Raw genomic sequence first — 15306 nt, 5'->3', positions numbered from 1 at the left:
CTGGCAGACGCCCACCGATATAGTAGACGCAGCCGTTCACTAGAACTATCTGACACCCGCTACTATGGACCCGCGGAGAGCAGCATGTCCAGTGGATCAACAGTACTGTCGAGTCCACCCCGGGCCCGGAGACCAGGCCATCCCACGATCACTCTGATGATCATCGTGTGCTGCCAGTTCATCGTCGGCCTGGACGCCACCGTCGTGAACATCGCCCTGCCGCACATCCGCTCGGCGCTGCATTTCTCCTCGTCCAGCCTGGCCTGGGTCAGCAGTGCCTACACCATCGCCTTCGGCGGCCTGCTGCTGCTCGGTGGCCGCGCCGGCGACATCCTCGGTCGGCGGCGGGTCTTCATGGCCGCGCTCGGAATCTTCGGCGTGGCTTCCCTGCTCGGCGGCCTCGCGCCGTCCTCGGGCTGGCTGCTGGCCGCCCGAGCGGCCCAGGGAGCGGCCTCGGCGTTCGCGGCGCCCAACGCCCTCGCGCTGATCACGTCGAACTTCGAGGAAGGACCCACCCGCAACCGGGCCTTCGGCGCAGTGTCAGGGGCATACGCGGCCAGCCTCGCCCTGGGGCTGATTCTCGGCGGCATGCTCACCGAGTGGGCCTCCTGGCGTTGGGTGATGTTCATCAACGTCCCGATCTCGGTCGCGGTCCTCCTCCTGGTGCCCCTGTTCATCAACGAGGCGGAACGCCATCCGGGGCGTTTCGACCTCCCCGGCGCGTTCCTGTCGGTCGCGGCGATGACGTCACTCGTCTACGGCCTGCTCCACGCGGCCTCGGACGGGTGGAGCAACTGGGTCACCGAGGGCACCCTGGCCCTGGCAGTCATCCTGCTGGCCGGTTTCATCGTGGTCGAAGCACGGGCCGACCAGCCGATCGTCCCCTTGGGAATCTTCAAGAACCGCAGCCGGGGAGCCGGGTACTTCGACCTGCTCGCCCTCACCGCCACCATGGCCGGCATGAACTTCTTCGTGACCCAGCTTCTGCAGAACGGCCTCGACTTCGGGCCGCTGCGCGCCGGATTCGCCTTTCTTCCCATGGCGTTCGCCATCATGACGGGTGGCACCATCGCCGCCCAGTTCCTCGAACGGGTCGGCACTCGCGTGTTCGTCGTCGTGGGCGCGGCCATGGTCTTCTGCGGCATGGTCTGGCTTTCCCGTGTCGATCTCTCCACAAGCTACCTCAACGGTGTACTCGGTCCCACACTGCTGTTCGGTGCCGGCTCAGGACTCGCCTTCACCGCGCTGAGTTCGGTGACCCTGTCCAACCTTCGGCCGGAGGAGTCCGGCGCGGGTTCCAGCCTTCTCGAAGCGATGCAGTGGGTGGGCTTCTCCCTCGGGGTCAGCACCCTGGTCACCGTCTTCGCGTCCTCGAGCCGGCATGCCCAGGAACATCTGCCCACCGACCTCGCCCCCGGCGACGTAGGTCGCTACTCGCTGTTCGAAGGAATGAGCGGCGCGTTCACAGCGTCGCTGGTGTTCGTGGGGGCAGCTCTCCTCGTGGCGATCATCGCGCTGCGGACGCGGGCGACAGCATCGCAGGAGGCCGTCCCCGCCAAGTATCCCGTCGAGACCCCGGCGGACTCCACCGCGGCGGGATAGCGGGCGGCTTGCGTCCCGGGCCCCACGACGTGCGCACTCCCTGACCCGAGTGATGCACCCACGGATGTCGGTCATGGAGTCCGCCTGTTCGGCGGCCTGATCTCGATGTGGGGCGGCCCGCGGGGGCGACGGGCGGTCGGCTGACGAACGGCAAGGTCGCGCCCCTCGACCCCGGCGAAGGCCCGGGCCGGCCGAGGCGGGCGCCGAGCCCGGGTGGACGCGCCCGTCCGCTGCCCCGACCAACACCACGAACATCCGTGTCCCGCGAGCTAGCCACACCACAGAGCAGCAAGAAGAACAATGATTCAACTATCAAGTGACACTTGTCACGCAACACTACAGATTGTGCAGGTCGACCGGCCGGCGCATCCTTACACCCCGACGGACAGCACCCATAACCACAGGTGAGAAAACTACCCCTTTCATTGATCACATGAGGCCGGAAACCGAGCGTTACATTGCTGTAGTATTACAGAACATAACGTCGCTGAGGGCCGCCACGTCATCTATACTGATGGCGTGGCACTTTGCGGTCCGGCCCACCCCCACCTCAGGTGCCGGGCCAGGTCAGGTCTCTTCCTGCCAGCATGAGGTAAGGCGGGCATCTCCAGTCGTCTTACGATCCTTGCGGGTGGCGAGAGAAGCACGTTCTCGCCCGATGACAAGCTGTGGGCACGCACACGGATTAGCGTGAGGCGCCGGCCAGGCCGCCAGGACCGAAGGGCCGGCCAGCGATCAGCGTGCCGGGCCGGGAGCTGGAGAATCTCCGGGTGGAGAAGGACCCGAACCAGCCGGTTGACGAGTTCCGGACGCGCATCCTCACCCGCGTGCACCCAGACAGAAGGGAGGTCGTCGTGAGGCGCTACGAGATGTTGGGAGAACTACGAGTGGTCACCGAGTCCGGTGACCACTCCCTGAGCGTACCCAAGGTCAAAATCCTGCTCGCGACACTACTGATCCGCGCCGGCCAGGTGGTCCCCGCCGATCAGCTGGTCGCCGAACTCTGGAACGGGCGTCCGCCCCGGTGTGCCGCGGCCGCCCTGTACGTCTACGTCTCCCAGGTACGGAAGTTCCTGTGCGTCTCCGGCGAGTCGAGCAACCCGGTGGTCACTNGATCCCCAGGGTACATGTTGCAGCTGGGCACCGACACACTCGACCTGCACCTCTTCCAGAAGGAGCTGAGCAGAGGATGCCAGCATCTTCATCTCGACAACTACGCCCAGGCCGTCACGGAATGCGAATCGGCCTTGAGTCGGTGGCGCAGCTCCGCGCTCGGTGGGCTTCAGGGCGGCTTTATCATCAATGATCATATCACCTGGCTCGAGGAATCCCGACTGGTGTGCCTGGAGACGCTGATCGAGGCGAAGCTTGGACTACAGCGACACCACGAAAGCCTCAGCCAGCTCTACTCGCTCATAGCCGAGTATCCCCTCCGCGAGTCGTTCTATCAACTCCTGATTATCGCCCTGTGCCGATCGGAGCGCAGAGCGGAGGCTCTGAGCGTCTACGACCGCGGCTGGAGCACCATCACCCGGGAACTCGCCGTGGAACCTGGCGACGGCTTCCAGCGTATTCGCCAGTCAATTCTGGACGAAACGTGCGAAATACGTGGTATCAGGACACCCATCATTCGCCAGCGAGTCGGCCTGTAAGTAGTCGCCGCCGCAGGTGGCCACGGGTCGTGGCGATATCTCGAGCCGTCCTGGCAGCAGCCGGTCACGCGCCGCGAGGACCACCGGCGCCCCGTCCATTCGGACGGAAGGGACCATTCCTCATGTTCCTCTCCCCGATGTGGAAAGTTGAATTAACCGCCCATGCCGCGGACGTCGTCAACCTGTTCAAGGCAGGATCCTCCAGGAATTGCCGAGCTGGTTGTTTCCGGCCGCCGGCCGGTTGATCCAGGCGGGTCTGGGCAGGGGTGGGGACACGGGCGGCTGGCGAAGAACTCCCGCGGCGGGCGAGGGCAGCGCGCAGGGCGGGTCGTTGCCGTGGACCTCGTCGCCGGCTGCCCACCGTCCGGGGCCCCGGCACCGAGCTTTGACGCGTCTGCCGCTCGGCCGCGGCGTCGCGCGCCGGGTCACCGATGCTCCGCGAGCCTCGCACCCTGGCCGACCATTCCGACCGGGCCCGGAAACTCAGCAATGACCTAGGGCCGCTTTAGGGCGAGATTGCATTGTTCTGGCATGGAGTCTACGGAGATCCGGATCATGTCTGCGGGAACCGCTCTTCCGGGCGCCCCGGTCGACAACGCCCGTCTGGCGAGACTTTTCCGCATGGATTCGGTGTGGGAGCAGTGGGTCGACACCTTCATCGGCACCCGTACCCGCCATCTGGCCCGTGACCTGGACACCGGCGAGCAGTACTGTTCGCTGGCCGACCTCGCGACGACGGCGGCGCGGCACGCGATCACCGCGGCGAACATCAGCCCGGCGGACATCGAGCTCATCGTCATGGGTACCTCGACCCCGGACATGCTCATGCCCGCGACCGTCAACATCGTCGCCGACCGGATCGGGATCAACCGCGTCCCCACCTATCAGCTCCAGTCCGGCTGCTCCGGGGCCGTCCAGGCACTGGAGGTCGCCCACCACTTCCTGCAGACCGGCGCGTACCGCACGGCGCTCGTCCTGGGCGGCGACACGACGGCGAAGCACTTCGACGTCGATCTCGACGTCACAAGCATGCCGCCGGCGCAGTTGGTCAACCTCATCCTCTTCGGGGACGCGGCCGGCGCGGTCGTGCTGGGCACATCGCCCGACCATGGACGGGCCGTGATCCGCCGAGTGGTCACCCGGCTCACGGGGCTCGGCCGTGAGCCGGGGCAGTCGCTGGAGTGGTACGGGCTCGCCGACCGCGACAGCGACCGTCCGCCGGCCAGCGAGAACTACAAGATGATCGAGGAATCGGTGCCCCCGATGGCGGTCGAGACCCTGCACATGCTTCTCGACGACCTCGGGTGGAAAGAGACCGATCTCGACTACCTGCTGCCGCCGCAGCTCTCCGGCCGGATGACGCCCCGCATCGTCGAAGCGCTGGGGGTGCCGAGCGCGGAAGAGGTCTCCTGCGTGACCGAGACCGGAAACACCGGCAACGCGCTGCCCTTCTTCCAGATCGAGCGGGCCCTCGCCGAGATGGCGCCGGGCGACCGAGCACTCGGCATCGCGGTGGAGTCGAGCAAGTGGATCCAGGCTGGATACGTGTTCGAAGCCCTGTGATGATCCCCAGGCACGGCGCCGGGCCCGGCCGCGACGGTCCCCGGCGCCGCCGGGCCGGGTCCCGGTCGGGACCCGGCCCGGCGGGGCGTCACGGCGTGCCCGCTCCTGCCGGCGCGGGCGTCCCGAACCAACGGGCGAGTGCCTCCCGCAGGCCCTTGGCGTCCGTGCCGTCGGCGTCGGCATGGGCGACGTGTCCGTCCGGGCGGATCAGCAGGGTCGCCGCGTCGACGTCGGGGATGGGGTCGGCCACCGTCAGGTCGACCCGACCGCTCCAGTCGGCGATCCCTGTCAGGTCGGCGGCGCCCGCGGAGAGGTCGAGCAGCACCCCGCGCCCGGCGTGCAGGGTCGTCGCCACGGACTCGACCCGGTCGCCGATCACCAACGTCGCGTCGGGTACGGGCCAGCCCAGTAGCGGATGGTCCGGCCCGGCGCCGGACTGGGTCGCATCCTCGAACGGGTACCGCACCGCGGTGGTGATGTCGAGCAGGTGCTTGCTGACTCCGTCGATGCCGATCAGATCGTTGACGATGTCCCGCAGGTAGGCGATGCGGTCCAACGGGTAGAGCAGCCCCATGGTCGCCTGGGCGTGCTGGCACATCCGCAGGCCCACCGGATGACGTTCCAGTTCGTAGGTGTCGAGCAGATCGGCGGGCGCCCATCCGCGCAGCGTCGCGGCCAGTTTCCAGCCCAGGTTGACCACGTCCTGTATTCCGGTGTTGACCCCCTGGGTGCCGGAGATGAAGAACGAGTGGGCGGCGTCGCCGGCGAGCAGGATCCGCCCGTNGCGATAGCGGTCGGCGATACTCACCGGCCCGCCGAACCGGCCGAGATGACTGATCTTCCCGGTTGTCGGGGCGCCACCGGTGATCCGGCGCATGCTCTCGAACAGCTCCTGCTCGGTCACCGGCTCCTCGGTCGGGCCGGTCTCGTCGAACTCGATGGACATCAGCCGCAGGCCGCCGGTCACGAGCGGCATGGCCCCGAAGATGCCCCGGTCGTAGACACCCGACTCGAACGGGTAGTCGGTACCCGGGGTCAGCTCCAGGTCGCCCCACACGCCGTAGTAGCTGTTCCCGAGCACCGCAGACGTGATCCCGGCGGCCTTCCGGACCGCGCTGTCGGGACCGTCGCAGCCGACCAGGTAGTCACCGGTGAGTTGATAGACCTCGTCGCCGGCCGCCACCCTGGCGGTGACCCCGGCGGCGTCCTGTTCGACTCCGATCACTCGGTGACCCCGGCGCAGATCGACGCCCAGCTCGACCGCCCGCGACTCCAGCAGACGCTCGAGCCGCCACTGCGGATAGACGTAGGTGAGCTCCTCCGGCTTCGCCGAGCTGATGTCCAGCCACAGGAGCGCGAAAGGCGTCCGAGGCCAGGGGAAGATCCCCTCGCCGTGGATACGCTCGGCGAATCCGCGCTCCTTGAGGACCTTCATGGTCTGGCCGTGGACAGCCATTCCGCCAGAGGCCGCAGGTGCCTCACGTCGCTGCTCCAGGATGATCGTCTCAATACCACCGAGACGGAGCTCGCAGCCGAGCATCAGGCCAGCCGGCCCACCGCCGACTATCACCACCGTGCCACTCATGGAAATTCCTTTCGACAGCTGGGATGCCGGACTAGTGGATGGGCGCTGACCGCCCTGGGGAGTTCGCGTCTGCCGGTGGGACGGCGGCGGACGGATCCGCCGTCGCCGTCGCCAGCCGATCCCGCAGATAGCCGGCCAGGGACTCGGCCGTGGGATGGTCGAAAATGACGCTGGCCGGCACGTCGAGGCTGGTGGCCGCCCGCAGTCGGTTACCGAGTTCCAGCGCGGTGAACGAGGAGAGGCCGAGATCCAGCAGGCTCGTGTCGGCGGCGACCGGGGTGTCCGCGGAATAGCCGAGCACCCCACCCACACATCCGCGTACGGCCTCTGTCAGCAGTGCCGTGGCCTCGGCTTCGTCTGCGTCCGCGAGCTGGTCGAGCAGCCGTGGCCCCGTGGGCGCGGCCGCGTTCCCGGCGCCCGCCTGCAGGCGGGCGACCTCGGGCACGCCGGCGAAGAACGGCACGGACAGATCGGCGGGAAACCGCTCCCAGTCGATGTCCGCGACGACCAGGACCGGCTCCTGGTCGCTGGTGGCCTCCTCCAGCACCGATATCGCCAGGTCCGACGCGAGCGGGCGCAGCCCGGGAGCCGCCGCCGCATCGAGGTCCGGTCCCGGCCACGGGGCCCAGGCCACGGCCAACGCGGGCCGGCCGTCGGCTCGGCGTCGGGCGACCATCTCCTCGACCTGGGCCGACACGATGCTCTCGGCGGTGGCGGGGTTCTCGGCGGTGGCGGGGTTCTCGGCGGTGGCGGGGCTCTCGGCGGTGGCGGGGCTGCCGGTGGTGGCGAACTCCGCCGGCAGCGGAGCGAGGACGACGAGCACGGCGACCGGCGCGCCCGCCCCGGTGCCGAGTGGCGCCGCCGTGGACTCGGCGCGCACCGGATCCCGCGGCAGCGCGGCCAGGCTGGCCAGCGCCTCGCCGCCGTCGGGGAGGTCCCCGGCGCACACCACGACGGACAGCGGGACCGTCGCGGCCACGTCGCGACCGGCCAGGTCGACACCGCCCGCCAGGTTGATGTCCAGGGCCGCGAAGGGGACCTCGTGGCGGGCCAGCTCCGCCTCGAGAGCCCGCACCGCGGAGGTGTGCGGGTCCGGGGTCAGCAGCACGAGATGGTCGGCGCCGTGGCGGGCCAGCCAGCGCAGGGCGACCCCGCCGAGTCCCTCGGCCGTCCCGGCGACGACGACCGCGCCCCGCGGTACCCAGCGCCTGCCCGCCCGCGGCCGGCCGGCCCGGACGAGGCGGAGACCGTCCTGCGGCGAGTGCCGGGTCACCCGGTAGCGCCAGTTCCGCTGCTGGCGCCACGCCGTCAGCGTCGGCAGCAGCGCCTCGACGGCGGACTGCCGTTCGGTGTCGATTCCCAGCGTCACCGCGAGGTCCGACGCGTCCCCCCGGTCGACAGCGGCCCAGAACTCCGCGTCCTGCGAGGTCGACGCGGCCGCCGCGGCCGGCTCCGCGTGCAGCCAGTACCGAGTCCGCCGGAACGCGTACGTCGGCAGGTCGACCGGGGCGGGGGGCCCGTCGCCGCGCACCGTCGATACGGCCGGGACGAGCCCACGCAGGTGGGCCGCCGCGAGGCCGGAGGTGATCGAGATCTGCTCGGGCCGGTCCGCGCGCAGCAGGGGAACGAGCAGTGCGTCCGGCGCCCCCGGCGCGGCCGTGGTCTGCAGACGGTCCTGGACGAGCGCCGTGAGCACGGCTGCCGGCCCGAGTTCGACGAAGGCCTCCACGCCGAGGCCGAGCAGGGTGCGCACGCCGTCGTCGAAGCGGACGGCCTGGCGCACCTGCCGCGTCCAGTACCCGGGCGAGCGCAGCTCGTCGAGCGTCACGCGGTCGCCCGTCACGCTGGAGACGACCGGGATCCGCGGGGTATGGAACGTGAGCGTCCGCGCCACCCGACTGAACTCGTCGAGCATGCCGTTCATGTGCGGCGAGTGGAACGCGTGGCTCACCCGCAGCCGCTTCGCCCGGTGGCCGCGGCCGCGCAGCGAGCGCATGACGTCCAGGGCGGTGTCCCGGTCTCCGGAGATCACGATGTTCCGCGGGCCGTTGATCGCGGCGATGCCGACCAGCTCCTGCCGCCCGTCGATCATCTCAAGGACCTCGTCCTCAGCCGCCTGCACCGAGATCATCGCGCCGCCGGCCGGCATGGACTGCATCAACCGGGCCCGGGCCGTGACGAGCGCGCAGGCATCCTCGAGCCCCAGGACCCCGGCGACGTGGACCGCCGCGAGTTCACCGATCGAATGCCCGATCATCAGGTCCGGTCGCAGGCCCCGGTCCTCCACCAGCCGATACAGCGCCACCTCCAGCGTGAACAGGGCGAGCTGTGTGTAGCGGGTCTCGTCGAGCAGCCGCGAGTCGGGATGGCCGGCCGGAGCGAACATCACCTCCCGCAGCGGCCGGTCGAGGTGGGGGTCGAACTGGGCGCACACCGTGTCCAGCGCCTCACGGAAGACTGGATCCTCCGCGTGGAGGTCGCGGCCCATGCCTGAGCGCTGGCTGCCCTGGCCGGTGAACAGGAACGCCGTACGTCCCGCGGGGCGTGCCGCGGTCGGCCCGACCACGCTGGGATCGAACTCGCCGTGTCCCAGTGCCGCGAGGCCTCGCATCAGGTCGTCGGACCGGCCGGCGACGACGGCGGCCCGGTGGCCGAGCAGGGGGCGGGTCGTGGTCAACGCGTGCGCGACGTCGGCCAGCGCGACGTCGGGGTGGTCGGCGACGAACCCGCGCAGCCGCTCCGCCTGGGCCCGCAGAGCCTCGTCGCTGTGCCCCGAGACGGGGAAGGCGAACACGCGGGGCTGGACGGTCCGGTCGGTCTGCGGGCCGGGAGCGGACGACGGCGCGGCGGGTGAGTCGATGGACGGTCGCGGCGAGGGTACGTCGTCTGGCGTGGGCTGCCCGGCGGGCGACGGTTCCTCCAGGATGAGGTGCGCGTTGGTTCCGCTGATGCCGAACGCGGACACCGCGGCCCGGCGGGGCCGGCCGGCGGGCGCGGGCCAGTCCAGACTCTCGGTCAGCAGCGCGACTGCCCCGTCGGACCAGGCCACATGCGGCGTCGGCTCGTCCGCGTAGAGGCTGCGCGGCAGGGTCTGGTGCCGCATCGCCATGACCATCTTGATGATCCCGGCGACACCGGCCGCGGCCTGGGTGTGGCCGATGTTCGTCTTGACCGAGCCCAGCCGGAGCGGTTCGCCGGTGCCGCGCTGGCCGTAGGTGTCCAGCAGCGCCTGCGCCTCAATCGGATCACCCAGAGTCGTTCCGGTGCCGTGGCCCTCGACGACATCGACATCGGCGGGTTCCAGCCGGGCGTCGGCCAGGGCGTCGCGGATAACCCGCTGCTGGGCGGGCCCGTTCGGCGCGGTGAGCCCGTTGCTCGCGCCGTCGGAGTTCACGGCCGAGCCGCGGACCACCGCCAGCACGCGATGCCCGGCGCGTTGGGCATCGCGCAGCCGCTCCAGCACCAGCAGGCCGACCCCCTCTCCGAACCCGGTGCCGTTGGCCGAGGCCGCATACGACCGGCACCGCCCGTCGAACGACAGGCCGCGCTGACGGCTGAACTCGATGAACAGGCCGGGGGTGGCCATCACCGTCACACCGCCGGCGAGCGCGAGGGAGCACTCTCCTCGGCGCAGCGCGCCGCAGGCGAGATGGACGGCGACCAGCGACGAGGAACACGCTGTGTCCACGGTGATCGCCGGCCCCTCGAGGCCGAAGGTGTACGCGAGGCGACCCGAGGCGACGCTGCCGGCGCTGCCGTTGCCGATGAATCCCTCGTACTCGCGCGGCGGCCGCCCGAGCCGGGAGGCGTAGTCGTCGTACATCACGCCCGCGTACACACCGGTCCGGCTGCCCCGCAACGTGGTGTGGTCGATGCCCGCCCGTTCGAACGCCTCCCAGGCGGTCTCGAGCAGAAGGCGTTGTTGGGGATCGGTCGCGAGGGCCTCCCGCGGGCTGAGGCCGAACAGCCCGGCGTCGAACTCGTCGGCGTGGTGCAGGAATCCGCCGTGCCGGGTCACCGATGTGCCGCCGACGTCCGAGTCGGGATCTGGGTCGTAGAGCGCGTCGACGTCCCAGCCGCGGTCCGCGGGAAAGGGTGTGATGGCGTCCCGCCCCCCGGCCACCAGGTCCCACAGATCCTCCGGACTCCACACGTCCCCGGGGAAGCGGCAGCTCATCCCGACGATCGCGATGGGCTCGTGCTGTTCGGACTCCACCTCGGTAAGACGCTGACGGGTGCGGGCCAGATCCGCCGTCACCCATTTCAGATATTCAACGAGCTTCTCTTCGTCAGGCATCGAGATCCCTGTTCCCGTGGGCGGACTGCGGCAGACGACCAAGTTCGTTGTCGATGAAGGAGAATATTTCCGCGGTATCGGCCGACTGAATTCTGTCGGCGGCGTTCTCCGCGCGGGGGGAAGGAATGTCCTCCCAGCGCGCAAGCAGCGTGCGCAGCCGACTGACGATCGTGAGACGGGCCTGCGGCGCGGCGGCGGACAGCGCCGCCTCGAGTTCCGTCAGGTCCGCCGTGGCGGGCTGCGTGGCGACCGGGCCGCCCGCGTCCAGCGTCGCCTGCAGATACCCGGCCAGTCGGGACGGGGTGGGATAGTCGAAGATCGCCGTCGCCGGCATCCGCTGCCCGGTGTCTCGGCTCAGCCGGTTGCGCAGCTCCACCCCGGTGAGCGAGTCCATCCCGAGCTCGGCGAAGGTCTGCTGGGGGTCGATCTCGCGGGCCGACCGGTGGCCGAGCACCGCGGCCACCGTCGCGACGACGAGGTCGGTGAGGGCCTGTTCCCGTTCCACCCCCGTCAGCGTGGCGAACCGGCGCAGGTGCCCGGCCGGTCCGGCCTGGGACCGGCGGCGCGGTGCCGGCGGGACCAGGGCCGCCAGGAAGGGCGCCAGGGTCCGCTCGTCGGCCTGGGCCCGCAGCGTCCGCGGGTCGAGCGCCAGTGGGGCGACGAGAGCATGGTCTGCCGCCACCGTCCGGTCGGACACCGTCCGGTCGAACAACGCCCGGTCGAACAACGCGAGCCCGGTCTCGGCGGACATCGGAACGAGCCCGGCGCGGGCGATCCGGGCCCGGTCCGCCTGTCCCAGGCCGGCCGTCATGCCGCTGGCCGGTTCCCACAGCCCCCACGCGAGCGAGACGGCGGGCAGGCCCCGTTCCCGGCGCAGGGCCGCGAGCTCGTCCAGGACGGCGTTCGCCGCCGCGTAGCAGGCCTGTCCCGGGCTACCGAGGATGCCGGCGAACGAGGAGAACAGCACGAACGCCCGCAGGTCGAGGTGCGCGGTCAGCCGGTGCAGGTGCCAGGCCGCGTAGGCCTTCGGCCGCATCACCGCGTCCAGGCGCTGGGGAGTCAGGGACTCGAGGACGCCGTCGTCCAGCACGCCTGCCGCGTGGATCACCGCGGTGAGCGGGTGTTGCGGGGGGATCGCCGCGATCAGCTCGGCCAGCGCAGCCTGGTCGGCGACGTCGGCCGCCACCACCGTCGTCCGGGCGCCGAGCTCCGCCAGGTCCGCGACGAGGCCGTCGGCCCCCGGTGCCAGCAGGCCGCGACGGCTCACGAGGAGCAGGTTGCGCACCCCGTGCGCGGTGACCAGATGGCGGGCGAGCAGGGCGCCGAGGCCGCCGGTGCCGCCGGTGATCAGCACCGTGCCGGTGGCGTCCCAGACCGGGTGACCAGCACCTCCGTCCGACCCGGACGGCGCGGACGGCGCGGACGGCGCGGACGGCGCGGACGGCGCGGACGGCGGGGGGATCCGCACCAGCCGTGGTGCGGCCGCGACCCCGTCGCGGATCACCAGTTCGGGCTCGCCGGTCGCCAGTGCCGCCGAGACCGCGGCGACGGACGCCGGGGCCGCGTCCAGGTCGAGCAGGACGAAGGCACCCGGGTTCTCGGCTTCGGCGCTGCGGATCAGGCCCCGGATCGCAGCGGCGGCGAGGCCGGTGGGCGCGCCGCCGGGTGCCTCTGCCGGCGCACCGGCGGACGTCGGTTCCACCAGCGGGCCGGTGACGATCACAAGCCGGGCCTCGGTCAGGCCGGCGTCGGCGGACCAGGAACGCGCAAGGTCGAGAGCGCGGTGGGTGACCGGCGGGGCGGTGATCTTCCGCTCGTGGCCGTCGCCGTCGGCGTCGGCGTCGGCGTGGCCGCCGCTGTCGGCCGCGGCGGTACCCGCGACGAACACGACCGCGGGCACGGGCGCTCCCTGCGCCAGCGCCGCCCGCAGCGCGCCGAGGTCGTCATACCGGTCGACGGCCAGTCCCTCGGCCTCGAACCGCGTGAGAATCTCGCCCGCGCCGGGTTCCAGGACGGCCCACCGTCCGGCGGGCGCCTGCCCGACGGCCAGCGGCACCGGCTTGCGTTCGAGGGTGAACAGCTCGGCGGGGGAGGTGACCGCGAGCCGGCGGAGCTCCTCGAGCGGGGCCCTGCGGACCAGCAGCTCGCGGATCGTGATGACCGGGTCGCCGGCGTCGTCGACCGCCGACACCGCGAACGTGTCCGGCCCCGTCGGGCGCAGCCGTACCCGCAACGTCGTCGCGCCCGTCCGGTGCCAGGACACGCCCGACCAGGAGTACGGCAGCGGCACGGTCCCGCCGGCCGACGCGGGTGCCGAGGTGTCTCCACTCCCGGTGGGACCGGACAGCCCCGTCAGCGCGAGCGCGTGCAGCGCGGCGTCGAGCAGCGCCGGGTGCACCCCGTACGTGGCGGCCCGGACAGTCTCCTCGGGAGACAGGCCGACCTCCGCGAAGACCTCGTCGCGGCGGATCCAGCCGGCGGTCAGGCCCTGGAACGCCGGGCCGTAGTCCAGTGCGTGTTCGGCCAGCCGATCGTAGGCGTCGGCGACCTCCAGCTGCTGGGCTCCCTCGGGCGGCCAGACCCGCGCGAAGGTGTCGCCCTCCCCCTCCGCCGGCTCCGGTTCGAGCGTTCCGGCGCCGTGACGGCGCCAGGTCGGATCGGCGTCGGCACCGGAGGCCCGAGCGTGCATGGTGATCGATCGCCTGCCGGCGACGTCGGGCGCCGCGACCGTGACCCGCAGGGCCACGCTCCCCTGTTCCGGCAGGACGAGAGGCGCCTCGAGTGTCAGTTCCGCCAGCCGCCCGCACGCGACCGCGGCACCCGCCCGCGACGCGAGCTCGACCCAGGTGGTGCCGGACAGCAGCACGATGCCGTCCACCGCGTGGTCGCGCAGCCACGGATGCGTGCGCAGCGACACCCGGCCGGTGAGAATCACCTCGTCGCTGTCGACCCCTTCGACGAAGGCGCCGAGCAGCTCGTGTCCGGTCCGGTCCAGGCCGAGGCTCTCGGCGTCCTCGCGCTGGGCGGCGCCCGCGGCCGACTCGAGCCAGAACCGGCGACGCTGGAAGGGGTAGGTGGGCAGGTCGACTGGGAGCGCGGCGGCGTCCGGCTCGCCGAGCACCGCGGTCCAGTCGACGGCGCCGCCGTGTGCCCACACCTCGGCGAGGGAGAGCAGGAAGCGGGCGCGGCCGCCGTCGTCGCGGCGCAGGGAACCGAGCGTGACGGCCCGACCGCGACCCTCGTCGAGCCCCACGGCCTCGATGGTCTCCCCCAACCCCACGGTCAGCACCGGGTGTGGACTGCACTCGACGAACAACCGGTGCCGCCGGTCCAGCAGCGTCCGGGTGACCTGTTCGAACTGGACGGTCTCGCGCAGGTTGGTGAACCAGTAGTCCGGACCCAGTTCGGTCGGGTCCAGGACGTCCCCGGTCACGCCCGAGTAGAAGGCGATCTCCGTGGCACGCGGCGTGATGCCGGCGAGGGCACTGACCAGCCGGTCGCGGACCTGGTCCATCTGCGCCGAGTGCGAGGCGTAGTCGACGGGAATCCGCCGTACCCGCAGCTCGCCGGGCTCGGCCAGCAGGCGCTCGATGTCCTCGGCCGGTCCCGCCACGGCCGTGGAGGCGGGGCCGTTCACCGCGGCGATCTCGAGCCGGCCCCCCCACCGGGCGATCCACGCGCGTACCTGGTCGACGGGTGCCAGCACGGACGCCATCCCGCCCGCGGGCGTCAGCTCGGTCAGGGCCTGACTGCGCAGCGCCACGATCCGGGCGGCGTGATCGAGGGTGAGGGCGCCGGCGATGTGCGCGGCGGCGATCTCACCCTGGGAATGCCCGACGACGGCGGTGGGCCGCACCCCCTGTGAGATCCACAGGCGGGCCAGCGAGACCATGACCGCGAAGAGCGCCGGCTGGACGATCTCCGCCCGGTCCAGGGTCGGGGCACCGGGCACGGCGCGCAGCACGTCCAGCAGGGACCAGTCGACGTACCGACCGACCGCGTCCGCGCACGCCTCGAGCGCGTCCCGGAACACCGGCGAGGTTCCGAACAGCTCCACCGCCATCCCAGGCCACTGCGAGCCCTGGCCGGGGAAGACGAACGTGACCTGCGAGGAGTCGACGGTGGAGGCGCTGACGGTGCCCGGCGCGGACGTCCCGCCGGCCAGCGCCCGCAGCCCGGCGAGCAGGTCGTCCCGTCCGTCGGCGACGACGACCGCCCGGTGGTCGAGCGCTGCGCGCGTGGTGGCCAGCGCCCGGGCGACCTGGCGCGGGTCCAGGTCGGGAGTCGACTCGGCGAAGCCGAGCAGCGCCTCGGCCTGGGCTCGCAGCGCGGGTTCGCCCCGGGCCGACATCACCCACACGACCGGCTCGGCCGTCGCCTCGCTCCCGCCGGCCGACCCGCCGGACTCCGCGGCGAACTCCGTCGCGGGCTCCGCGGCGGGCTCCGTCGCGGGCTCCGTGGCCGGCTCCGTGGCCGGCTCCGTGGCCGGCTCCGTGGCGGACTCCGTGAGGGCGGGGGGTTCCTCCAGGATGACGTGGGCGTTGGTGCCACTGATCCCGAACGACGACACCGCGGCCCGACGCGGACCCGACCCCTCCCAGGGAACC

At 71.5% G+C, this 15306-nt stretch carries 5 protein-coding genes and 3 pseudogenes; 4 read left to right on the top strand and 4 right to left on the bottom strand.

Annotation, left to right across the window (positions count from 1 at the left end; all coding sequences use genetic code 11):
- Nucleotides 1-156 precede the first annotated feature (156 nt).
- The 4 genes and pseudogenes from UK82_RS29020 (at nt 157) to UK82_RS29010 (ending at nt 4817) form a co-directional block, all read left to right on the top strand.
- Entirely contained in the window at nt 157-1602 is a 1446-nt protein-coding gene (locus tag UK82_RS29020) for an MFS transporter (protein WP_199865512.1), read from the top strand.
- An 869-nt stretch (nt 1603-2471) separates the two neighbouring features.
- A pseudogene (locus UK82_RS43560) lies at nt 2472-2714 on the top strand (winged helix-turn-helix domain-containing protein); the annotation flags it as partial.
- A 15-nt stretch (nt 2715-2729) separates the two neighbouring features.
- Nucleotides 2730-3254 (top strand): AfsR/SARP family transcriptional regulator, encoded by a 525-nt coding sequence (locus UK82_RS43555; RefSeq protein ID WP_396230673.1) that lies wholly within the window; start codon nt 2730-2732, stop codon nt 3252-3254.
- A 531-nt stretch (nt 3255-3785) separates the two neighbouring features.
- The gene (locus UK82_RS29010; RefSeq protein WP_044887980.1) at nt 3786-4817 is read left to right on the top strand and encodes a 3-oxoacyl-ACP synthase III family protein; all 1032 of its coding nucleotides are present in this window, start codon (nt 3786-3788) and stop codon (nt 4815-4817) included.
- Nucleotides 4818-4905: 88 nt separating this feature from the next.
- On the opposite strand, the pseudogene UK82_RS43550 reads toward UK82_RS29010, so the two are convergent.
- The 4 genes and pseudogenes from UK82_RS43550 to UK82_RS28995 form a co-directional block, all read right to left on the bottom strand.
- Nucleotides 4906-5600 (bottom strand): annotated as a pseudogene (locus UK82_RS43550) (FAD-dependent monooxygenase); the annotation flags it as partial.
- A 1-nt stretch (nt 5601) separates the two neighbouring features.
- Nucleotides 5602-6402 (bottom strand): FAD-dependent monooxygenase (locus UK82_RS40890; RefSeq protein ID WP_255354378.1); only part of this gene is annotated, 801 nt, incomplete at its 3' end.
- A 31-nt stretch (nt 6403-6433) separates the two neighbouring features.
- A pseudogene (locus UK82_RS29000) lies at nt 6434-10699 on the bottom strand (type I polyketide synthase); the annotation flags it as partial.
- A complete protein-coding gene (locus UK82_RS28995; RefSeq protein ID WP_396230672.1) occupies nt 10692-15050 on the bottom strand; it encodes an SDR family NAD(P)-dependent oxidoreductase in 4359 nt (1452 codons plus the stop codon). The gene UK82_RS28995 and the pseudogene UK82_RS29000, both read right to left, overlap by 8 nt.
- Between the last annotated feature and the right edge of the window lie 256 nt (nt 15051-15306).

It is taken from the genome of Frankia sp. ACN1ag (assembly GCF_001414035.1).
Taxonomy (GTDB): Bacteria; Actinomycetota; Actinomycetes; order Frankiales; family Frankiaceae; genus Frankia; species Frankia torreyi.
The sequence above is the reverse complement of the archived record's forward strand: the minus strand, read 5'-3'. Positions and strand labels throughout refer to the sequence as shown.

Excerpts from the sequence above, each read along its gene's own strand:
- UK82_RS29020 (WP_199865512.1), top strand. The coding sequence starts at position 157 with ATGATCATCGTGTGCTGCCAGTTCATCGTCGGCCTGGACGCCACCGTC.
- UK82_RS43555 (WP_396230673.1), top strand. The coding sequence starts at position 2,730 with ATGTTGCAGCTGGGCACCGACACACTCGACCTGCACCTCTTCCAGAAG.
- UK82_RS29010 (WP_044887980.1), top strand. The coding sequence starts at position 3,786 with ATGGAGTCTACGGAGATCCGGATCATGTCTGCGGGAACCGCTCTTCCG.
- UK82_RS28995 (WP_396230672.1), bottom strand. The coding sequence starts at position 15,050 with ATGTCGGCCCGGGGCGAACCCGCGCTGCGAGCCCAGGCCGAGGCGCTG.